The sequence below is a fragment of the Flavobacterium sp. DG2-3 genome (assembly GCF_030730925.1).
Lineage (GTDB): Bacteria > Bacteroidota > Bacteroidia > Flavobacteriales > Flavobacteriaceae > Flavobacterium.
Map to the genome: position 1 here is coordinate 70,455 of NZ_JAVAMB010000011.1, position 20,370 is coordinate 90,824.

Sequence of the window (20,370 nt, forward strand, 5' to 3'; positions counted from 1 at the left end):
AGCACTTGGTTTAATAAGAAGAAAATTGGATTACATTTACACAAAGAATCTCCTCAATCTTGTCATCGACGAAGTATATGTAAATCCGCTACTGGCAACATAAAGTTTAATTAGAAAAACAACATTTTTAAAACTATGATTTGCTGTAAGGTCTTTTCAAAAATAATTGGCAGACAAGTTCCAACTTTTCTCCTAAAGTTTCTAATTGAAATTTCTCATAATAGACTGTTTTTTCTAAGTCCTTAAAAATTGGTTCCATAACATAATCAAATAAAACATGTCCAGAATGTTCTAGTTTTATTTTATGATGAATAGAATATAACTCAAAAGACAACATATTTTTTAATCTAAATAATAAGAACTCTTGATCAGACATTTCTCCCATATTAAAAATCACAAAACCAACATCATCTAAAAACCTCATAATCAAAACAGAAAGTTCAATCACAGATTGTTCATATAAGATAATCAAATCTGAATGTAAATCTTTATGAACAGATTTTATAAGTAATGATTTCTTTCTTCGTTCTAGTTTTTCCTGATCAAAAAGTGTAGACCACTTGATCCTTTCTATTAAACCGTCAAAAATCTGTATTTCATAACTAAATGAACTGCTTTTATCATCCTTTGAAAGATAATATTCTTTTATTTCATCAATTTGCTTAATGTCATCAAATTTCATTCTTCTAATAATTTTAATCTAAAAATGATTCCTGAACAACTCTATAGCATTTAAAAACACAACCAAAAGGAGTTCCTTCAATTCCTTCAATTGTTAACCATTCTAAAATGCCTTTGTTTATAAGCTGAAACAATTCATATTCAATATAGTCTTCAGTATAATTTAATTTCTGATACTCTGGATGTGTTCTTATAAACTCTGTAAGTTTCCATTGCGAAAACTCGATAACATCTTTTTCAAAAAATGAAATATCATAAGCATAAATAATACCGTCTTTTTTAGCTGTGCATCCACTTCCATGAAAATGATATTCAATTCTGTCAATTGAGCCTACTCTTTCGAAAAAAGTACGAGAAAATGAACATGGATTTATGTCTTGCTGATATTTATCTTTTAATAAAGCTTCAAAGCTTCTGATAAATGTAACGTAGTCTTTTAATATTTTTTCGATCATAATTTGGAGTTCAAATCTAAATTGAAAAATGTTATTTTCCAAAGATACTCCCCAATCTTGTCATTTCGACGAAGGAGAAATCTTCGTTCGCTGAGCACGCACTGTTGCGGAGTTACTTGCGAAGATTTCTCCTTCGTCGAAATGACAAACTGTACGGAAACTGGACTGAGATTATCTTTTCTTCAAATAAACGTTTTATATTTACTTCACAGAAATAACTTATTTTAAAAAAAATAATATTTTTCTTACTTTTTGTTGTTTTTTTAATATATTTACAACTCTTAAACTACAACATTAAGAACGAAATAAGATTTGCCCTTGTATTATGTGTGCGGTATCGGAAACGACCGTAAGCGCTTTTGTAGGCGTTAGAAACACTAATTTGCAAGGGTTTTTTATTCTTAAACTACAACATTTATGAATGCAAACACAATCTCAAAAGAAACCGAAATCAAGCTTTTGAATTTCTTCAACGACAGAATCGATCCTGTTGAAATGGCTAAAACACTAAGGCAGGTAAATTTTACAATGGCTTTATGCGTTTTGAGCGAACACGAAACATTTCAAAGCGAAATTATCAAATTAAGAGACAGCTTTTACTGGCTCAATGAATTAGCAGAAACTTTAAATCCTTATTTGGAGTTGGAGTAAAAGTAAAGATGAAAACCCTCGATTTTTTTAAGTCGAGGGTTTTATTTTATATACGAATTTGTATTTGTTAATTATCAATCAAGTAACCAATCTTCAATCATTTTATTTATATTTGATCAAATAAATCAATTAGAGCTAATATTGTACAAAGAGTATGCGCAGGTCTTTCTGAATCTTTAAAATCACCATCAACAACAGAAAACCTTAAAATTTCGGCATTGTTATTACTAAAAACAGATAAAATCTTAATAAAATTTAAAATTTCAGGCTTAATATAATATTCGTATCCTTTTGGTAATTTTTGTTCTTCAACTTCCCATTTATAAGTATAGTTATTATATTTTGAATCATTTATGTTATCGAGATAATCATATTCTCTTATCTTTTTTATGATGTCTAAATCATTTTCTACATCTAATTTAATTTTAACTCTGCCATATCTTTCTGCAGTTATTTTATATATTTCTTTTTCTCCAAATAAAGGCAATTTCGATACATCGATTTTTTTTAATAATTTATCACTTATTTTAGAGTAAACACTTCTTGGGATAATTTCAATATCCATAATCTTAAATTGATATTTTAAACAAACATTTCTATCGTTAACATTAAAAATAAGTCAAAATTTATTAAAGACTTAAAATATTTTAAAGAAAAAACCTACTCCTTCCCCCAAATTCTAGTATTCAAATCCATTTCATGGACAATATCATGCATAAACTGAACAATAGAAAGATCACCAGTAAGCAAATCTGGAGCTAAAAGTGAAGAATGGATTGGCGCTTCGAAGTAATTATGAGATAACGGAAAAGCAATATACATTTTAGAATGTATAAACGAAACCGAAATTGTATCGTCAGATTTACTGTTTAGATCCAGAATTCTTTCCATCATGGCAGGCGTTAAAATGTAACGCGCTTCGATTTGATTTTTGGAATAGGTTGCAAATTTATCATCAAATTCCGTGTTTTCTAGCTGTACTACTTCACTGTTCCCAAAACTGAAAACATTTTTTGAAAACCATGAACCAATAGCAGCTGCCATACCTTTTGGACGTACAACAGTCGAAACATTGAAGTTTTTATTGAAATCAGCTACGAAAATAATGCCTTTAAAAATGGTGTGCCAAGTTGTTTTCGTTCCGTTTTTGTCACGAGTTTCTGTTTTATATTCAGCATGGACTTCGGCAAACCAAAAAGAAGTTTTATCAGCTGTTCCGCTAATTAAATCTTGCGTTTTATAACGATCTGGTCTTGTTTTAAAAAGTTCTGAGCTAATAAACTCATATTCTGGAAGTCCACTTTGTGGAGTAATAGTCAACGTTTGGTTAATGTCTTTTAGCGCCGCTCCAACAACGTTCATTTTATAAGCCACTTTGTATTTTACAGCATCTTCTTCTATTCTGAAATACATAACAATGGCAATAATTAAAGGAATCAGACAACCAATAATGCCCAACGGAACAAATCGGATGAATAGTCCAATAACTAAAATCAACACCGCAAGTCCAATTAAAATGTAACAGGTTTGATACGTTTCGGCTATCTTTTTTCGATCAACTTCTAAGGTATTTAGTACTTCCTGCAGATTGGCTTTCGAATTTATTTCTGAATCCATTAATTATTAAAAAGTTCTTTTGCACTAATATTTTTACGCTCTTCTTCTGGAGTTGCCAGCACATCAATTTTAGTGTAACCTAACATTCCTGCAAACATATTACCAGGAAACATCATAATTGCATTATTGTAATCAGTCACAACTGCATTGTATGTTCTTCTCGCAGCAGCAATTTGTTCTTCGCTTTCTATCCAAGTCGTTTGTAAGTTCAAGAAATTGGTATTGGCTTTCAAATCAGGATAATTTTCAACCGTAACCATTAAACCTTTTACAGCAGAGCTTAATTCGGTATCCAAACTCGCTTTTTCTTCATCGGTCAAATTTGCTGAAGTTGCTCTTGCGCGAAGCTCTACAATTTTAGTTAAAGTGCTTTGTTCATAGTTGGTGTATTGTTTTACAATTTCAACAAGATTCGGAATCAAATCGAAACGTTTTTTCAACATAACATCAATCGCTGAAAAAGCATTGGTAACCTGATTTCTTTTTCCGATAAGCGAATTGTAGATTACAATTCCGATAATAAAAAGGAAAACAAAAAGTCCTATAATAACTAACATGGTTTATATTTTTTGAATTGGTTATGGGCAAATATATAGAAAAGGCGTTAAGTTTGAATTTTAATTTTTAAGATTTATATCACAAATTTTCATTTATTGAAATGAAAGTTAAAAATAAAAATTATCCAAAATCTATAACTTTATATCCAAATTAATCCCATTTTAGCGTTATCAATAAACTGACTTCCATAAACCCCTCATTTTAGATGAATAAAAATATAACCACACTCTATACTATAGCTCAAAAACAAACACGAAAAATACTAGGTTTAATGTCTGGAACTTCTCTCGACGGACTTGATATTGCGCTTTGTGCTATTTCTGGATCTGGTGAAAATACAGACGTTAAAATCTTAGAATTTGAAACCATTTCTTATTCGGAAGACATTAAAAACGAAATCAGAAAAGTATTTGCTCAGAAAACAATCGATTTTCAGCATTTGGCTTTATTAAATGAATGGATCGGAATTTTGCATAGCGGCATGATTAACGATTGTCTTGAAAAATGGAATATTTCGTCAAGCGAAGTAGATTTAATTGCTTCTCACGGACAGACGGTTTTGCATGCTCCTAAGTTTTTGCACGGGCAGGAAAAATTTCCAAATGCGACTTTACAAATTGGCGACGGCGATCATATTGCGGTAAAAACGGGAATTATTACCCTTTCAGATTTCAGACAAAAACATGTTGCTGCGGGTGGCGAAGGCGCACCTTTGGCTGTTTACGGCGATTATCTGTTATTCGGAAAAAAAGGCGAAAACCGAATCATGCTCAACATGGGCGGAATCGGGAATTATACCTATCTCCCAGCTTCTCTAAACGCCGAAGAAGTTTTTGTAACCGATACAGGAACGGCAAATACGCTAATCGACATTTTCACCAAACATTATTTCCCTGAAAAAAGTTACGATAAAGATGCAGAAATCGCGCAACAGGGAACTATATATCAAGAGCTTTTAAGCGAACTGAAAAAAGATGATTTCTTCCAGAAAAGCTTTCCAAAATCGATTGGTCAGGAATTGTTTAATTTCAATTTTGTACAGTCGGCTTTAGTAAAATGCAATTTAGAAAACATTTCGGCATCAGATTTGCTGGCGACTTTAACACGTTTAAGTGCTGAAACTATTGCTGAAGCGATTTATTTCACCATAAAAAATACAACGGTTCGGGCAGAAGATTTTCATATTTATATGTCGGGAGGCGGAACAAATAACCCGTTACTAGTAAAATGGTTAAAAGAGTTATTGCCTTGCCAATTTCATACCAGTGACGATTTGGGTATTTTAAGCGATGCTAAAGAAGCGGTTTTATTTGCACTTTTAGCAAACGAAACGGTTGCCGGAGGCGATTATAATTTCGGAAACAGTAAAGGAATTCCATCGGTAACAATGGGGAAAATTTCGTTTCCTGATTAAAAAAGATAGCCACGAATTCACGAATTATTTTTTTTTTGCCACAGATTAAAATGATTTTAAGGATTAATCGTTTTAATTTTTCTAATCTGTGGCTAAAAAAATAGCCACCAATTACACGAATGGCACGAATTATTATTTATGCCACAGATTAAAGGATTTTTGGGATTAATCATTTTAATCTTTCTAATCTGTGGCTAAAAAAACAGCTCAGAATTACAAGAATTTTTACTAATTATTTTTTAAAAGAATAATTGAAAACAAAAATTAGTGCAATTAGTGTAATTCGTGGCAAAAACAAACTATTTTTGATTCCTGTTAAAAAACATTGAAATGCATAAAAATCAGCACATAATATTCTTTCTTTTATTTTCATTTTTCTCTATTTCGATTTCTACTGCGCAGGAAAAAAATATGCATCCTAAAAATGAATTTAGAGGTGTTTGGATTGCAACGGTTGTCAATATCGACTGGCCGAAAGCAAGCATCGATAATGTAGAGAAGGAAAAAGCCGATTATCTTGAAATTCTAGAAGCGTATAAAAAACTGAATTACAATGCTGTAATTGTACAAATTAGAAGCGTTGGTGATGCTATTTATCCTTCAGAATTTGCGCCTTGGTCACGATTTCTGACAGGAAAAGAAGGGCTGGCACCAAATCCTTATTATGATGCTTTAGAATGGATGATTGAACAGGCGCATAACAGAGGCTTTGAATTTCATGCTTGGCTGAATCCGTATCGCGCTACTTTCGATTTAAATAAAAACCTTTTAAGTCCAAATCACGATCTTTTCAAACATCCGGAATGGATGATCGAATACGGCGGAAAATGGTATTACGATCCGGCTTTACCAGAAGTTCAGGCTCATTTGACGAAAGTCGTTAAAGAAGTTGTAGACAAATACGACATCGATGCGATTCATTTTGATGATTATTTTTATCCGTATGCTGTTCCAGGAAAAACATTTAATGATAATGCTTCTTACCAAAAATATGGCGCAGGTTTAAGCCGTGCCGACTGGCGCCGCGCAAATGTGAGCAACTTTGTGCATTCTATTTCGGTAACTATAAAAGAAAGCAAACCTTGGGTTCAATTCGGAATTAGTCCGTTTGGAGTTTGGCGAAATAAATCGCAAGATCCAAAAGGTTCAGAAACCCAGTCCACTTCCAATTACGACGATCTTTATGCTGATCCAGTTTTATGGATGGACCAAAAATGGATCGATTATATTATGCCTCAATTGTATTGGAGTATGAATAATCCGAGAGCTTCATATTCTAAATTAGTAAAATGGTGGTCAGAAAACTCTAATAATACAGCCATTTATATTGGTCACGCTCCGTATAAAATTAGAGGCGATGGCGACAAAAGCTGGAATTTTGCAACTGAAATTCCAACACAGGTAGATTTTTTAAGAACTTTCAAAAATGTATCTGGAAGCGCTTATTTCAGTGCCAAATGGTTCATCGGTAAAAATTTTGATGTGGTGCGTTTGCTACAAGAAAACCAATATAAATATCCTGCGCTTCCTGCAGCGGTTCCCAATTTAAGACATGTTATTATTGATAAACCGCAAATTCTGGAATACAATAAAGACAGCATTAAATATAACTTTACATTCAAAAGTCCGCTTAATACAAAAGTTCGCTATATGGTGGTTTATGGAGGCGAGCATGTTTCTAAAATCGATATTAACGATGCTACAAAAATTATTGAAAAAGTAACGATAAAAGAAGTTGACGGAAACATCAATTTTGCGATTGCAGCTGGAAAACTAAATCTTTACAAAGCCTGCGCCGTAACTTTTATTGATTATTATGCTAATGAAAGTTCGCCAATCGCAATAGATCTAAAAAAGCCTTTAAAAACCTATATACCAGCTCAGCCAAATGAAAATAGATAATAAACCATGGTTTTGGATTCCGCTTCTTAACTTCGCTTCTGGATTGCCTTATGCAATAATTATCTCGGTTTCGGTAATTATGTATAAAAATCTCGGAATTTCTAATGAAGATATTGGCGTTTACACTAGTTTACTTTACTTGCCATGGGTTATTAAACCGCTTTGGAGTCCCCTTATTGAGTTAATTGGAACTAAAAGAAAATGGTTTTTATTAATGCAATTGATCATTTCTATTGCCTTTCTGCTGGTTGGATTTACGATTCCGACAAATGGATTTTTTATCATGACGCTTTCGATTTTCTGGGTTGCTGCTTTTGCTTCGGCTTCTAATGATATTGCCAGCGATGGCTTTTATTTATTGGTTTTGCCAGAAGACAAACAATCTTTCTTTATTGGTATCAGAAGCACTTTTTACAGGCTTTCTATGCTTGCAGGAAACGGACTAGTGGTGCTTTTTGCAGGTTATTTAGAACATAAATTTGGAGATAATACCAAAGCTTGGTCTTACACGATGATCTCGGTAGGCTTACTGATGGCTTTCATCACGGCTTACAATTTTATTTTTACACCAAAAAACGAAATTAATACTGTTGCTAATAAAGAAGCCAAACCTTCTCAAGATTTTGGTACAATTTTCATCAGTTTCTTTAAGAAAAAACAAATCGGATTAATTCTGACTTTTATTCTGATTTTCAGATTAGGAGAATCGCAATTGCTTAAAATGTTAAGTCCGTTTTTATTAGATCCTAAAGCATCTGGCGGAATGGGATTAGACACTGAAGCCGTTGGAATTATTTACGGAACTTGTGGCGTTGCAGCCTTAACTATTGGCGGAATTTTAGGCGGAATTGCAATCTCAAAACAAGGATTAACCAAATGGATGTTTCCGATGTTTCTGGCCATGCACCTTCCAATTTTAGGATTTATATTATTGGCTTTCTTTCATCCAACCTCAATTTATTATATTTATGCCGTTGTTATTGTAGAACAATTCGGTTATGGTTTTGGTTTTACGGCCTTTATGATGTATTTAATTCATGTTGCCGAAGGAGAATCAAAAACAGCACATTATGCACTTGCAACTGGTTTTATGGCATTAGGAATGATGCTTCCAGGAATGTTGAGCGGTTTTATACAAAAATATTTAGGCTATCAAAACTTCTTTATTTGGGTTTTCATAGCTACAATTCCAGGTCTTATTTTATCACGTTTTTTAACTTTCCCAAAAGATTTTGGGAAGAAATCAGAAGAAGTTTAAACCCCAAATCAAACTTTAACCTATGGAAATCAATGAAAATTTGCAGAACGAACGAAATCTGAAAGGAGCTGAGTTCGAGAAAAATGGAAATCTTGAAAAAGCGATTGAATTGTATGAAGAAAATGTTGCGGAAGGCTTTAAAGGAAATCATCCTTACGATCGATTGGCAACGATTTACAAAAACGAAAATGACCTCGAGAACGAAATTCGGGTTTTAGAAAAAGCAATTTTGGTTTACGAAATAATTACAATTGAAGACCGTTTGGAAGGATTGCCAAAACTTTTCCGTTTTAAAAACCGATTAGAAAAAGCTATTGAAACTAAGAAACAATTGGCAAAACAGAAAAAAGCTAAATTGAAATAAAAGAAATTTGCTCGCAAAGTCGCAAAGACGCAAAGGTTTATTAAAAGACTTATAAATATTACTTTGCGCCTCAGCGACTTTGCGAGATTAAATAAAATTGGCAGCTTGCCAAAGCTTTGCGCAAATAAACAGTACATCATGATCAACATAAAACGAACCAATTCCGACGATATTGATTTTATAAATCTGGTTGCTTTATTAGATCAGGATTTAGCAATTAGAGATGGTGAAGATCATGCGTTTTACAATCAGTTTAATAAAACCGACAAGATCAAACACACAATTGTTTATTATGAAAATGATGTTCCTGTAGGCTGTGGTGCTTTTCGTGAAAAAGAACCCGGAACTACAGAAATCAAACGAATGTATGTGCATCCAGACTATCGTAAAAAAGGAATCGCTTCTGCCATTTTAAATGAACTCGAAATCTGGGCAAAAGAAGTGGGTTATACTTATACTATTCTGGAAACAGGAAAAAACCAGCCTGAAGCCATCAACTTATATCAAAAATTAAATTATACCATCATACCCAATTATCCGCCTTACGAAAAGATGGAGAATAGTGTCTGCATGAAAAAGACTTTATAACAATGAAAATTACAGCCGAAGCATTAAAACAGAAAATAGGACAATCCTTTTTTCCTGCCGTATTCATCAACGATACCGAAGAAAATATTCAGGAAACCGAACGTTTAATAAAAGAACACAATATTGGCGGATTAACTTTTTTCCACAGCCGCGCAAGCGCAGCAACCAATTACGAAAGCAAGAAAAAAGTCGTTTTTAATGATGACAGCTACGAAAAAATCAAAGCGCTTATTGCTCGTTATCAAAAAGCCGCTTCTACTCCACTTTTAATCAGTATTGATGCCGAATGGGGATTGGCAATGCGTATTGAAAAAACACCTCAATATCCGTACGCAATTACGCTTGGCGCTTTACCTTCAACCAAATCTAATTTAGTTTACGAAGTTGGAAAACAAATTGGTTTAGATTTAAAAGCTGCCGGAATTCAGTACAATTTATCGCCTTTGGCAGACATCAATAATAATCCGAACAATCCAGTAATTGGATATCGCTCTTTTGGTGAAAACAAAGAAAAAGTAGCCGATTTTGCAATTGAATACTTAAAAGGTCAATCAGAAGTTGGCGTTTTAGGCTGTTTGAAACACTTTCCCGGACATGGAAATACCAATGTAGATTCGCATTTGGGATTACCGGTTTTAAAAGAAACTTTAGAAGAATTATTAGAAAACGAATTAGTTCCGTTCATAAAAGGAATTGAAAACAATGTCGATTCGATTATGATCGGTCATTTGGCCGTTCCGAGTTTAAATGATGGAAAAGATACATCGGCAACTTTATCAAAAGCTGTTATTCAAGATTTATTGAGAGATAAATTAGGTTATGATGGTTTAGTAATTTCTGATGCTTTAAACATGCACAGCGTTTCGAAATTATACGATGTAAAAGGACAATTAGAATGGGAAGCTTTTAATGCAGGAAATGACGTTTTATGTTTCGCAGAAAATGTTCCAGAAGGAATTGAGGCTATTTACAAAAATGCTTCGCCAGATCGTATTTTTGAAAGCTACAACAGAATTATTAAAGCTAAGGAAAAAGCAGGAATTCTATCTGGAGATACTGCTACTTCGGGCGAGTTAAACTTCGAAAAAACATCAGATTTAAATCTTGAAATTGCTCAAAATGCCATTACAAAAGTCATCGATAACGGAATTTCAGATTTAGCACTTGAATCTCAAAAAAACAACAAATTAGCTAAACTAAGCTTATATAAAAATACCGACAATACATTTTTCAAAACTTTAAATACACAATTGCCTTCAGCAGAATTTGCTATTGAAAATCTTGAAAATTCAAACATTCAAGAAACTGAAAGACAACTTGAAAATTTCGATACTATATTGATTGCTTTATTTCCGCCAAAAGCGAAACCATTGAATAATTTCGAAATTGACAATGAAGTTTTCAATTTGCTTTCAAACTTATTGCAAACCAAAAAATGCATCGTTTACGTTTTCGGAAATCCGTATGTTTTGCCTTTAATTCCAAACCTTAAAAAAGCTACAGGGCTTGTAGAAGCGTATCAAGATTTTAAAGAATTTCAAAAAACTGCAGGAATTCAATTTTTAGAAAAAAATAGTCTTGAAGGCGGCTTGCCTGTAAACATTGAAATTCAATAAGTTAGAATATTAAATAGTCAAAATTTATCAACTTATAAATTTTTATAATCACATCTTATTGTAAGAACATGGATTTCTGCCCTACTTTTGCACCAGAAATAAATTTTTAACGTAAAACGAAAAATATGTCTTTAGTAGGAAAAAAATTCCCAAGTATTGCAGTAGATGCTATCTCAGAAATGGGTGATAATTTAAAAATCAACATTTTTGAAGAAGCAGTAAACAACAACAAAAAAGTATTATTGTTCTGGTACCCAAAAGATTTTACTTTTGTTTGCCCAACTGAATTACACGCCTTTCAAGCTGCATTACCAGAATTTGAAAAAAGAAATACTATCGTAATCGGAGCTTCTTGTGATACTAACGAAGTACACTTCGCTTGGTTAAACACTCCAAAAAACAATGGTGGTATCGAAGGTGTAACTTACCCAATCTTAGCAGATACAAACCGTAACTTAGCTAACATTTTAGGTATTTTAGATATCGAATCTACAAGCTACAGCGAAGATACTGATTCAGTTATCATCGAAGGATCAAACGTAACTTACAGAGCTACTTACCTAATTGACGAAACTGGAAAAATCTTCCACGAAAGTGTTAACGACATGCCATTAGGACGTAACGTAAACGAATACTTAAGAATGGTTGACGCTTACACACACATCCAAACTAAAGGTGAAGTTTGTCCTGCAAACTGGGAAGCTGGTAAAGAAGCAATGTCTGCTGACAGACTTAGTACTGCTGAATACTTAAGCGCAAACTAAATTTTTTAAGCTTCTAAGCTACTGAGCCTCTAAGGCGCTAAGCTTTTGAAACTTAAAATACAATTCTACAATACAGTCATTGGGTTCTAAGATTAACACTTAGAATCTTAGAACCTGGATGACTTTAGATCTCAAAAAATAATTTTAACGTTAAGTCATTTTATGGGCTAAGGGCTAAAAAACTTAGAACCTTAGTACCTCAGCGGCTTAGCACCTTAAAAACAAAAAACATGTTAATCGACTTAAACGAAGATACGTTAGCAGATTTAGTTGCTAAAAACGAAAAAGTAGTAGTACAATATTCAGCTTCATGGTGTGGAAATTGCCGTATTATGAAACCAAAATTCAAAAAATTAGCAACAGAAAATGAAGCTATCACTTTTGTTTTGGTTGATGCAGAAAATTCTCCTGAATCAAGAAAATTAGCAAACGTAAGCAACCTGCCTACTTTCGCAACTTTCGTAAACGGACAATTGGTTGGCGAAACGCAAACTAATAAACAAGAAGTTTTAATCGATCTTGTAAACGCAATTGCTTAATTCATAAACTCCACAACATGAAATTACCAGTAATAAAGCATTTAACACAATTCATCGAAGAAAACGATCAGGATTATATCATTGAAACGATTGAAGTTCTAGAAGCGATGACCGAAATTCCTTCTCTTAAAGACGAAGAATTGGACGTAATCGGCGAATTGATCTCCAATATGTACGGCGCCCTTGAAGTTCAAAAATTAGTAGCTCAAGGAACCGACAAAAAAGAAGCTTTAAATACGTTCATGAAACGTGTTTTAGGTTCTATCGATAAGTAATCGACACCCTCCAAGATTAAATACAAAAAACAAGGCTAAGAAAGCGTTTCTACTTTTAGGGACGCTTTTTTTAGTGCCTAGCCCTTAGTTATTAGTTATTAGTCCTTAGTTATTAGTCCTTAGTTATTAGTCCTTAGTAATTGGTCCTTAGTAATTGGTCCTTAGTAGTTAGTTCTTAGCAAGTCTATTTTGTCACCCTGAACGAAGTCGAAGGGCGCAAAGTAGCTCCGCAATCCAAAATCTAAAATCTGCCTTCTAAAATCTAAAATAATAATTTGGGCGAGCCACCATCCCGATAAAAAGGGAAATTCTTTTTGCGCTTATACCCCTTTTTATCGGGAAGCTGTCGGGCTATCCGCTCCGCTGCGGCGGACTGCTCCTATCCCTCTCGCGGGACGGTTTCAAAAGATATTTTTATTTCTTTTCGGTGTTATCCTGAAAAGGAAGGATGACAAGATTGTGAATCTCTATGCCTTTAAAAGCAAAAGCCTCTTAATCGCAAGATTAAAAGGCTTTAGTTTTTTTTAATTTCCTTTGAAATTATTTTCAGCGGAGAAAGAGGGATTCGAACCCCCGGACCTGTTACAGTCAACAGTTTTCAAGACTGCCGCATTCGACCGCTCTGCCATTTCTCCAGTATGTCGCAATCGTTATCTGATTGCGAGTGCAAATATAATGCGTTTTTTCGATTGAGAAAACTTTTTTGAAACTATTTGCAAAGAAAATTACGTGCGTACAAAAAAGAAAATCTGCGATAAAGCTAAAGGTTTCAAAGTGAAGCAGAAACGGATAAAACGAAATAAAAAAGCCTTACATTTCTTTTTGCAAAATGCTTTATTTTTTTCTTTTAGATGGATAATTTTACTTTACAATGAGATTTTAAAGTAACAAATTATGAGATCTACGACATATAAAATAAACCGAAAATAAAATGATGACACTTATAGCAATATTTTTTCCTTGTATTTCCTTTGTTTTAAGAGGTAAAATTTTGACAGCATTACTCTGCTTAATTTTACAACTTACTTTAATCGGATGGGTGCCGGCTGCAATATGGGCTGTGATATCGCTTCAAAATTCAAGAGCGGACAGACGCAATGAGAAATTGATAAAAGCAATGCGAAATCGATAATTTAGCTATCTCTTCAAACTACTTCCCTAGCTTTCCTAAACTTTATTTTGCGATGGCAAATTTCATCCAAAATTCGAAATTAAATGCAAACTCAAAATTTTAAGAAAGTATTAAAAAAAGAAAAAACCCTTAACTAAGTTAAGGGTTTTAAAGTCTGCGGAGAAAGAGGGATTCGAACCCCCGGACCTATTACAGTCAACAGTTTTCAAGACTGCCGCATTCGACCGCTCTGCCATTTCTCCAGTATGTAGCTCTCATTGTCTGATTGCGGGTGCAAATATAAGACGGTTTTTCGGTTATCAAAACTTTTTTTAGAATTATTTTTGAACTTTTTTAAAATAATTCTCAAGTGTCTAGTTATCAATATTTCCGAAAATGAGATTTTTTCAAAAATTAATCCAAATCATCCAAAATTGGCGTTGGTTTTTTGTTTTCGTCAACAGCAACAAACGAAAAAGTTCCAGAAACTACCGTTTCGCGAAGTTCAGAATACATTTGTTCCATAAAAATATCGACATGAATTTTACAGCTTGTTCTTCCAACGCTGTCCACTTTTGCTACTAATTCAATTAGTGTTCCTGCCGGAATTGCTTTTTTAAAGTCAATCTGACCTGTTGAAATCGTAACTACTTTCTTACGACTGAAACGCGTAGCGCAGATAAAAGCAACTTCATCCATAAGGTGAAGGGCTGTTCCTCCAAATAAAGTGTCGTAATGATTGGTTGTGCTAGGGAAAACTGCTTTAAAAATTCGAGTTTCTGATTTTTGAATTCTTTCTTCTACTGTTCCCATATTAATAATTAACGTATTCTGTAATTTCAAGTCCGTATCCAATCATACCAACTCTTTTTGTTTGCTCTGTATTTGAAACCAATCTGATTTTAGAAATATCTATATCATGAAGAATTTGAGCTCCAATACCATAATCTTTGCTGTCGATAATAACTTTCGGAGCTTTTAATGTTCCGTTGGCCTGTAAATTTTTAAGCTCAGAAATTCGGTTTAAAAGGTTAACAGCTGTCATGTCTTGATTGATGAATATAACAGCGCCTTTTCCGTTCTCATTAATCACTTTAAACATATCGTCTAATTGCTGTTCTGCATTATTAGTCAATGTTCCTAGTAAATCATTATTTACTTGAGAAGAGTGAATTCTAGTTAAAATAGGTTCCCCAGAATTCCAAGTTCCTTTAGTTAAGGCAATATGAATCTGTTTATTTGTAGTCTGTTCGTAAGCTCTTAATCTAAAAGTTCCAAAACGGGTTTCGATATCAAAATCTTCTTTTTTAACAATCAGACTATCGTGCTGCATTCTATATGCGACTAAATCTTCGATTGAAACTAATTTTAAATCGAATTTTTTAGCCACTTTAATCAATTCTGGCAAACGAGACATTGTTCCGTCTTCGTTCAGAATTTCGCAGATTACTCCAGCAGGTTTAAACCCAGCTAGACGTGCGAAATCAATTGCGGCTTCAGTGTGTCCGGTTCTTCTTAAAACACCTCCTTGTTTTGCAATTAAAGGAAAAATATGTCCAGGACGAGCTAAATCGTGAGGTTTTGTATTGGGATCAACTAAAGACTGAACTGTTTTAGATCTGTCGGCTGCAGAAATACCAGTTGTAACTCCATTTCCTTTCAAATCAACAGAAACTGTAAATGCAGTTTCCATGTGATCTGTATTGTTTGTAACCATTGCGCGAAGATCTAATTCTTTGCATCGGCTTTCTGTAAGTGGCGTACAGATTAATCCGCGTCCGTGGGTGGCCATAAAGTTGATCATTTCTGGAGTTACTTTTTCGGCAGCAGCCAAAAAATCACCTTCGTTTTCGCGATCTTCATCATCGACTACAATGATTACTTTACCTTGACGGATATCTTCTATAGCTTCCTCAATGGTATTCAGTTGTATTTTTATTGTTGACATAATTATTATTGCTTTTGAGCAGGTGAAAACCGCTCAGAAATTTTTTGAAAAAACAGTGAAATCGGCGTTGTTATCGCATCAAAATTAATCAATCCGTTGTCGTTAGTGGCACGGTAGGTTAATAATACAGCTAACGGCGATAATATGAATGAAGACATCCAAGAGCCTAAAAACGGAGCCATTCCGCCTTCTTGAGACAGCCTTTTTCCGAAAGTATTGATGAAATGGAATGTAATGAAAATTAAAACAGCAAATACAATAGGGAGTCCAAGTCCTCCTTTTCTAATAATAGCACCTAGCGGAGCTCCGATAAAGAACATTAAGAAACAGGCAAAAGCAATAACGAATTTCTCATATAATGCATTGTAGTGTTTGTTGATTTCTCGCTGTTTGTCTTTTAGATCTCGCTGAGTTGTTTCGATCGAATAAATATTACTCGTAATATTGCTTCCAGCCATTTTTAAGATATCTACTTTATCTTTATTTGAATAAATAGACAAAACGTCGTTTGGAAGCGGTTTCTTTTTAATGTTTTTCTGAGAATCTTTAGCAAATCTTTTAATTCCAACTCTCTGATTAATGTTTTCAGAAAAAGAAGCGATTTCGTTGTCTAAATTTTTGTTTAATGAGTCTAAAGTATAGCCTAGCTCATTAACATTCAGCATTGCATTTGTTCCTGCAATACTTTCTTTACTGTCATCAACTTTGTTAAGTTCAGACAAATCGATATTGATGATCTGTTTTTTAAATTTTCCTTTTATAAAAGGCAATTTTGCACGATCCTCATATTTTTTCGGAGTAACGTCCTGATAGTAATAACCGTCATTTAAAACCAGTTTCAAAATGCTGGATTTCTCATTGCTGACCAATTCGCCGGTTTTAGCTTTAATTACGGTTTTGTTTTCACCCATAGTATTGGCCTTTTCGTGAATTGTCACGCCAGCCAGATGATTTCCGTTTTCGCCAGATTTTTTGTTAACCTTAATATTGTAAGTGCCAACATCGTTAAACTGACCTTCGGCAATAGCCATTGCAGGTTTTGCCTGTGCAATGTTTTTCCTAAAATTGACAAACTTATATTCGGCATACGGAATAACATTGTTTGCAAACCAAAATGCCACAATACTTAAAACGAAAATAAAAATAATCAAAACTCTCATTGCTCTTTGCAATGATATTCCTGAAGATTTCATGGCTGCAAACTCGTAATTTTCGGCTAGATTTCCGAAAGTCATAATCGAAGCCAATAACACCGAAAGCGGTAGCACAAGCGGGATAATACGAGGCATAGAAAAAAGCAGGAATTTCACGACCAATATTAAGTCGAGATCTTTACCTGCTAGTTCTGATATAAATAGCCATACTGTTTGAAGTATGAATATGAAAAATAAGATTACAAATACCGTAGTAAATGTAAATAAGAATGTTTTTAATAAGTATTTGTCTAGAATTTTCAACCTTCTGATTAATCTAATTTATTGATGTAGTATTTCGGGTATTTACTCGCTACAAAGGTAAATTGATTTTTTGATAATGGCTGATTGGTTTTAAAAGAATTAACGGTTAATGTTGTTTTTGTTCCGTTTTTTCCAGTTTCAATCAAATTATAGATGTGTTTTGTCTGAACGTCAATACCTAAAAGAATCTCTTTTCTTTGATCTTTTCCGCTTGTAGGAACCAATTTGATGTATTGAATTTTTCTTCCTTTTACATTCTGAACGATATCCATATTGTATTTGTAGCCAGAATTGAAGAAAGTAAGCATTTTAGAAGGAGTAATAGCGTTATCATCCTTTTCGTTTACTTTAGAAATAGTAACTTCTTCATCTTCAGGAACAATAGTGTACGTTTTTTGGCCGTCAAAAATTTTGGTAACGCCCATAAAATTCAAAACATATTGATTTCCTTTCATCGTCACGTTTCCTTTACTGTCTTGATTGATGTTTTCTTTGGCGTTATTCAAAGAATATTTAAAATCGATAACAATATTGTTGTAGCTTTTAATTTTAGAAGTTACTTCGTTCAATAAATCTTTCGCTTTTTTATCTTGAGCCTGACTAGAAGTGAAGCTCAAAAGCAATATAACTGCCATTTGAAAACACTTTTTAGTCATGTTTGTGATAGAATTGTTGTTGATTTCTTGAATTTTTGCTTTCATGATTGGATTAATTTTGTTCATTATTAAAAAATTGATCAAGAGCATTTAAATCTAAGATGTTTACACTGCGTGCTTTACTGCCTTCAAACGGACCAACAATACCTGCTGCCTCAAGTTGATCGATCAAACGACCAGCTCTGTTGTATCCTAATTTTAATTTTCGCTGCAATAAAGAAGCAGAACCTTGCTGTGCATTGACAATTATCTCTGCCGCTTCTCTAAATAAAGTATCTCTTTCGGAAATATCTATATCAAGATTGATGCCACTTTCTTCTCCAACGAACTCTGGAAGCAAATAAGCGTTAGGATACGCTTTTTGTCCGCCAATAAAATCTGTAATTTTTTCCACCTCTGGAGTGTCAATAAACGCGCACTGAACACGCACAACATCATTTCCATTAGTGTATAATAAATCCCCACGTCCAATAAGCTGATCTGCACCTTGCGTATCCAAAATGGTTCTCGAATCGATTTTAGAAGTTACTCTAAAGGCAATTCTAGCAGGGAAATTCGCTTTAATTAAACCTGTAATTACGTTTACAGAAGGTCTTTGTGTGGCAATAATCAAGTGAATACCAATAGCACGCGCTAACTGAGCCAGACGCGCAATCGGAACTTCGACTTCTTTTCCTGCAGTCATAATCAAATCGGCAAACTCATCGACAACCAAAACGATGTAAGGTAAAAATCGGTGACCCGCTTCTGGATTTAATTTTCTAGACTTAAATTTTTCGTTGTATTCTTTAATATTACGAACCATCGCATCTTTTAATAAAGAATAACGATTGTCCATTTCTGTACAAAGCGAATTTAAAGTATTAACAACTTTTGCATTGTCTGTAATAATAGCATCTTCTGTGTCTGGAAGCTTCGCTAAATAATGTCTTTCAATTTTATTGAAAAGTGTAAGCTCTACTTTTTTCGGGTCAACCAAAACAAATTTTACTTCCGCAGGATGTTTTTTGTATAAAAGCGAAGTTAAAACCGCATTCAATCCGACAGATTTACCTTGTCCCGTTGCTCCAGCCATCAATAAGTGAGGCATTTTTGCCAAATCGACTACAAAAGTTTCGTTAGAAATGGTTTTTCCTAATGCAATTGGCAATTCCATTTCAGCTTCTTGGAATTTTGCTGCTCCAATAACGCTTTTCATAGAAACCATAGTTGGGTTTTTGTTCGGAACCTCAATACCGATAGTACCTTTTCCTGGAATTGGTGCAATAATACGAATACCTAGTGCAGATAATGATAAAGCAATATCATCTTCTAAACTTTTAATTTTTGAAATTCTAATTCCTGCTTCAGGAACAATTTCGTATAAAGTAACCGATGGACCAACAGTTGCTTTAATCTGTGCAATTTCAATTTTGTAGTTACGAAGTGTGTCTACAATTCTATTTTTATTTTCTTCTAATTCTTCTTGATTGATTGTAATTCCGCCAGTCGAATATTCTTTTAATAAATCAATGGTTGGGAATTTGTAATTCGATAAATCCAAAGTCGGGTCAAAAAGTCCGAAATCGGCAACTAGACGAGAAGCTAAGTTTTCTTCGATTATATCTTCCTCCTCTGCTTTTTCAATAACAAAAGCTTCATCTGGAGTAGCAGTAACTTGCGTAACAGCTGGCTGAATTGGTTTTAGAATAGGATTTAATTCAATTTCAGACGAATGAGAAATAGTTGGTTTTAAAGCTTCTTTATTGATCTCGAATTGAGAATCTACAGTTTTAATATGAATGTTATCCAATTCAGGATCGTTTTCTTCCTCTTCTTCTTTAATAGAAAACTCTTCCAGATTATAAGCACTTTCTGGTTGTGCAACAGCTGGTTTTAATGTGTCTAATTCTGATTTTAATTCTTTTTTAGTCGAATCAAAATAAGACTGGATTTTTTCTGGAGATAATTTGATTTTGAAAATCAAGTATACAATTAAACCGAAAAGCAGCGTAAGCAAAGTACCTGTTTTTCCGATATAATCTTGAAGGAATATATTTAATTCGTAACCAATTGTACCTCCTAATTCTGGTGCAGAAGTTGCAAAGAAGCCAAATAAAACAGAAACGATAATGATGGCAAAAATATCCCAGAACCAAGTGTTTTTGAGTTTTTGGGTCGAAAGTTCCAATGCAAGGAACATTCCCGTAAGGAAAAATAAACGCACGAATATGAAAGAAGCAAGTCCGAAACCTCGATAGATAATCAAATCGGCAAGATAAGCTCCGAATTTGCCAAGCCAATTCTCAGCCACTTCAGTGCGATCGCCAAGCTGGTTTACAACGCTTTGATCGTTTTGCCATTGTCCGTTAACGTAAAAAGAAATAAATGCTACCAAAAGAGCAATAGAAAAAAGAACCAAAAGACATCCTAAAACAAATTTCTGTTGTTTAGACATCTTAAAAGATCTTTTATTTCCTTCTTGTTTATCGTTTTTTTTATCTACAGTTTCTTTTTTATTTTTTGCCATTCTTGCG

General features: G+C 33.7%; 21 protein-coding genes and 2 tRNA genes. 11 read left to right on the forward strand and 12 right to left on the reverse strand.

Going from position 1 to position 20,370, the window contains the following annotated elements; translation table 11 throughout:
- Nucleotides 1-133 precede the first annotated feature (133 nt).
- Nucleotides 134-682, reverse strand: coding sequence for a hypothetical protein (locus Q9Q97_RS15865; RefSeq protein ID WP_306158809.1), 549 nt, complete (start codon nucleotides 680-682; stop codon nucleotides 134-136).
- A gap of 13 nt (nucleotides 683-695) precedes the next feature.
- Complete coding sequence (locus Q9Q97_RS15870) at nucleotides 696-1,136, reverse strand: hypothetical protein (protein WP_306158811.1); 441 nt, start codon at nucleotides 1,134-1,136, stop codon at nucleotides 696-698.
- A gap of 417 nt (nucleotides 1,137-1,553) precedes the next feature.
- On the opposite strand from Q9Q97_RS15870, the gene Q9Q97_RS15875 reads away from it, so the two are divergent.
- Complete coding sequence (locus tag Q9Q97_RS15875) at nucleotides 1,554-1,787, forward strand: hypothetical protein (protein ID WP_306158813.1); 234 nt, start codon at nucleotides 1,554-1,556, stop codon at nucleotides 1,785-1,787.
- A gap of 106 nt (nucleotides 1,788-1,893) precedes the next feature.
- Here Q9Q97_RS15875 and Q9Q97_RS15880 read toward each other — a convergent pair whose 3' ends face one another.
- The 3 genes from Q9Q97_RS15880 to Q9Q97_RS15890 all read right to left on the reverse strand — a co-directional run bounded on the left by Q9Q97_RS15880 (nucleotide 1,894) and on the right by Q9Q97_RS15890 (nucleotide 3,961).
- A complete protein-coding gene (locus Q9Q97_RS15880; RefSeq protein ID WP_306158815.1) occupies nucleotides 1,894-2,352 on the reverse strand; it encodes a hypothetical protein in 459 nt (152 codons plus the stop codon).
- A 95-nt stretch (nucleotides 2,353-2,447) separates the two neighbouring features.
- Nucleotides 2,448-3,404: a DUF3137 domain-containing protein gene (locus tag Q9Q97_RS15885; RefSeq protein WP_306158817.1), complete on the reverse strand. Its 957-nt coding sequence runs from the start codon at nucleotides 3,402-3,404 to the stop codon at nucleotides 2,448-2,450.
- Nucleotides 3,404-3,961, reverse strand: a complete 558-nt coding sequence (locus Q9Q97_RS15890; RefSeq protein ID WP_306158819.1) for a LemA family protein — start codon at nucleotides 3,959-3,961, stop codon at nucleotides 3,404-3,406. The genes Q9Q97_RS15885 and Q9Q97_RS15890 overlap by 1 nt, the downstream gene beginning before the upstream one ends.
- 206 nt (nucleotides 3,962-4,167) lie before the next feature.
- On the opposite strand from Q9Q97_RS15890, the gene Q9Q97_RS15895 reads away from it, so the two are divergent.
- The 9 genes from Q9Q97_RS15895 to Q9Q97_RS15935 all read left to right on the forward strand — a co-directional run bounded on the left by Q9Q97_RS15895 (nucleotide 4,168) and on the right by Q9Q97_RS15935 (nucleotide 12,682).
- On the forward strand, nucleotides 4,168-5,376 hold the full coding sequence (locus Q9Q97_RS15895; RefSeq protein WP_306158821.1) for an anhydro-N-acetylmuramic acid kinase: 1,209 nt from the start codon (nucleotides 4,168-4,170) through the stop codon (nucleotides 5,374-5,376).
- Nucleotides 5,377-5,706: 330 nt separating this feature from the next.
- Nucleotides 5,707-7,278 carry a glycoside hydrolase family 10 protein gene (locus Q9Q97_RS15900; RefSeq protein WP_306158822.1) on the forward strand — a complete coding sequence of 524 codons (1,572 nt, stop codon included), beginning with the start codon at nucleotides 5,707-5,709 and terminating at the stop codon, nucleotides 7,276-7,278.
- Nucleotides 7,265-8,536 carry an MFS transporter gene (locus tag Q9Q97_RS15905; RefSeq protein WP_306158824.1) on the forward strand — a complete coding sequence of 424 codons (1,272 nt, stop codon included), beginning with the start codon at nucleotides 7,265-7,267 and terminating at the stop codon, nucleotides 8,534-8,536. The genes Q9Q97_RS15900 and Q9Q97_RS15905 overlap by 14 nt, the downstream gene beginning before the upstream one ends.
- Before the next feature lie 22 nt (nucleotides 8,537-8,558).
- Nucleotides 8,559-8,900 carry a hypothetical protein gene (locus tag Q9Q97_RS15910; RefSeq protein WP_306158826.1) on the forward strand — a complete coding sequence of 114 codons (342 nt, stop codon included), beginning with the start codon at nucleotides 8,559-8,561 and terminating at the stop codon, nucleotides 8,898-8,900.
- 138 nt (nucleotides 8,901-9,038) lie between these two features.
- The gene (locus Q9Q97_RS15915) at nucleotides 9,039-9,488 is read left to right on the forward strand and encodes a GNAT family N-acetyltransferase (protein WP_306158828.1); all 450 of its coding nucleotides are present in this window, start codon (nucleotides 9,039-9,041) and stop codon (nucleotides 9,486-9,488) included.
- Nucleotides 9,489-9,490: 2 nt separating this feature from the next.
- Nucleotides 9,491-11,104, forward strand: a complete 1,614-nt coding sequence (locus Q9Q97_RS15920; RefSeq protein WP_306158830.1) for a glycoside hydrolase family 3 protein — start codon at nucleotides 9,491-9,493, stop codon at nucleotides 11,102-11,104.
- Between the two features lie 125 nt (nucleotides 11,105-11,229).
- Nucleotides 11,230-11,868 (forward strand): peroxiredoxin, encoded by a 639-nt coding sequence (locus Q9Q97_RS15925; protein ID WP_089054578.1) that lies wholly within the window; start codon nucleotides 11,230-11,232, stop codon nucleotides 11,866-11,868.
- A gap of 230 nt (nucleotides 11,869-12,098) precedes the next feature.
- Complete coding sequence (locus Q9Q97_RS15930) at nucleotides 12,099-12,407, forward strand: co-chaperone YbbN (protein WP_007805605.1); 309 nt, start codon at nucleotides 12,099-12,101, stop codon at nucleotides 12,405-12,407.
- Nucleotides 12,408-12,424: 17 nt separating this feature from the next.
- Nucleotides 12,425-12,682, forward strand: a complete 258-nt coding sequence (locus tag Q9Q97_RS15935) for a hypothetical protein (protein ID WP_008462029.1) — start codon at nucleotides 12,425-12,427, stop codon at nucleotides 12,680-12,682.
- A gap of 550 nt (nucleotides 12,683-13,232) precedes the next feature.
- Here Q9Q97_RS15935 and Q9Q97_RS15940 read toward each other — a convergent pair.
- Nucleotides 13,233-13,317 (reverse strand) — tRNA-Ser (locus Q9Q97_RS15940).
- Nucleotides 13,318-13,616: 299 nt separating this feature from the next.
- On the opposite strand from Q9Q97_RS15940, the gene Q9Q97_RS15945 reads away from it, so the two are divergent.
- Entirely contained in the window at nucleotides 13,617-13,814 is a 198-nt protein-coding gene (locus tag Q9Q97_RS15945; protein ID WP_306158928.1) for a YqaE/Pmp3 family membrane protein, read from the forward strand.
- A 157-nt stretch (nucleotides 13,815-13,971) separates the two neighbouring features.
- Here Q9Q97_RS15945 and Q9Q97_RS15950 read toward each other — a convergent pair.
- The 6 genes from Q9Q97_RS15950 to Q9Q97_RS15975 form a co-directional block, all read right to left on the reverse strand.
- Nucleotides 13,972-14,056 (reverse strand) — tRNA-Ser (locus Q9Q97_RS15950).
- A gap of 151 nt (nucleotides 14,057-14,207) precedes the next feature.
- A complete protein-coding gene (locus Q9Q97_RS15955) occupies nucleotides 14,208-14,606 on the reverse strand; it encodes an acyl-CoA thioesterase (protein ID WP_125721663.1) in 399 nt (132 codons plus the stop codon).
- Between the two features lies 1 nt (nucleotide 14,607).
- Nucleotides 14,608-15,741: a 3,4-dihydroxy-2-butanone-4-phosphate synthase gene (ribB, locus tag Q9Q97_RS15960; RefSeq protein ID WP_306158852.1), complete on the reverse strand. Its 1,134-nt coding sequence runs from the start codon at nucleotides 15,739-15,741 to the stop codon at nucleotides 14,608-14,610.
- 5 nt (nucleotides 15,742-15,746) lie between these two features.
- Nucleotides 15,747-17,198 (reverse strand): LptF/LptG family permease, encoded by a 1,452-nt coding sequence (locus tag Q9Q97_RS15965; RefSeq protein WP_306158854.1) that lies wholly within the window; start codon nucleotides 17,196-17,198, stop codon nucleotides 15,747-15,749.
- Nucleotides 17,199-17,206: 8 nt separating this feature from the next.
- Nucleotides 17,207-17,899 carry an outer membrane lipoprotein carrier protein LolA gene (locus Q9Q97_RS15970; RefSeq protein ID WP_306158856.1) on the reverse strand — a complete coding sequence of 231 codons (693 nt, stop codon included), beginning with the start codon at nucleotides 17,897-17,899 and terminating at the stop codon, nucleotides 17,207-17,209.
- Nucleotides 17,900-17,906: 7 nt separating this feature from the next.
- A complete protein-coding gene (locus Q9Q97_RS15975) occupies nucleotides 17,907-20,363 on the reverse strand; it encodes a DNA translocase FtsK (protein ID WP_306158858.1) in 2,457 nt (818 codons plus the stop codon).
- Between the last annotated feature and the right edge of the window lie 7 nt (nucleotides 20,364-20,370).

Excerpts from the sequence above, each read along its gene's own strand:
- Q9Q97_RS15915 (WP_306158828.1), top strand. The coding sequence starts at position 9,039 with ATGATCAACATAAAACGAACCAATTCCGACGATATTGATTTTATAAAT.
- Q9Q97_RS15935 (WP_008462029.1), top strand. The coding sequence starts at position 12,425 with ATGAAATTACCAGTAATAAAGCATTTAACACAATTCATCGAAGAAAAC.
- Q9Q97_RS15920 (WP_306158830.1), top strand. The coding sequence starts at position 9,491 with ATGAAAATTACAGCCGAAGCATTAAAACAGAAAATAGGACAATCCTTT.
- ribB (WP_306158852.1), bottom strand. The coding sequence starts at position 15,741 with ATGTCAACAATAAAAATACAACTGAATACCATTGAGGAAGCTATAGAA.
- Q9Q97_RS15925 (WP_089054578.1), top strand. The coding sequence starts at position 11,230 with ATGTCTTTAGTAGGAAAAAAATTCCCAAGTATTGCAGTAGATGCTATC.
- Q9Q97_RS15930 (WP_007805605.1), top strand. The coding sequence starts at position 12,099 with ATGTTAATCGACTTAAACGAAGATACGTTAGCAGATTTAGTTGCTAAA.
- Q9Q97_RS15885 (WP_306158817.1), bottom strand. The coding sequence starts at position 3,404 with ATGGATTCAGAAATAAATTCGAAAGCCAATCTGCAGGAAGTACTAAAT.
- Q9Q97_RS15900 (WP_306158822.1), top strand. The coding sequence starts at position 5,707 with ATGCATAAAAATCAGCACATAATATTCTTTCTTTTATTTTCATTTTTC.
- Q9Q97_RS15890 (WP_306158819.1), bottom strand. The coding sequence starts at position 3,961 with ATGTTAGTTATTATAGGACTTTTTGTTTTCCTTTTTATTATCGGAATT.
- Q9Q97_RS15880 (WP_306158815.1), bottom strand. The coding sequence starts at position 2,352 with ATGGATATTGAAATTATCCCAAGAAGTGTTTACTCTAAAATAAGTGAT.
- Q9Q97_RS15870 (WP_306158811.1), bottom strand. The coding sequence starts at position 1,136 with ATGATCGAAAAAATATTAAAAGACTACGTTACATTTATCAGAAGCTTT.
- Q9Q97_RS15910 (WP_306158826.1), top strand. The coding sequence starts at position 8,559 with ATGGAAATCAATGAAAATTTGCAGAACGAACGAAATCTGAAAGGAGCT.
- Q9Q97_RS15895 (WP_306158821.1), top strand. The coding sequence starts at position 4,168 with ATGAATAAAAATATAACCACACTCTATACTATAGCTCAAAAACAAACA.
- Q9Q97_RS15970 (WP_306158856.1), bottom strand. The coding sequence starts at position 17,899 with ATGAAAGCAAAAATTCAAGAAATCAACAACAATTCTATCACAAACATG.
- Q9Q97_RS15865 (WP_306158809.1), bottom strand. The coding sequence starts at position 682 with ATGAAATTTGATGACATTAAGCAAATTGATGAAATAAAAGAATATTAT.
- Q9Q97_RS15875 (WP_306158813.1), top strand. The coding sequence starts at position 1,554 with ATGAATGCAAACACAATCTCAAAAGAAACCGAAATCAAGCTTTTGAAT.
- Q9Q97_RS15905 (WP_306158824.1), top strand. The coding sequence starts at position 7,265 with ATGAAAATAGATAATAAACCATGGTTTTGGATTCCGCTTCTTAACTTC.
- Q9Q97_RS15955 (WP_125721663.1), bottom strand. The coding sequence starts at position 14,606 with ATGGGAACAGTAGAAGAAAGAATTCAAAAATCAGAAACTCGAATTTTT.
- Q9Q97_RS15975 (WP_306158858.1), bottom strand. The coding sequence starts at position 20,363 with ATGGCAAAAAATAAAAAAGAAACTGTAGATAAAAAAAACGATAAACAA.
- Q9Q97_RS15945 (WP_306158928.1), top strand. The coding sequence starts at position 13,617 with ATGACACTTATAGCAATATTTTTTCCTTGTATTTCCTTTGTTTTAAGA.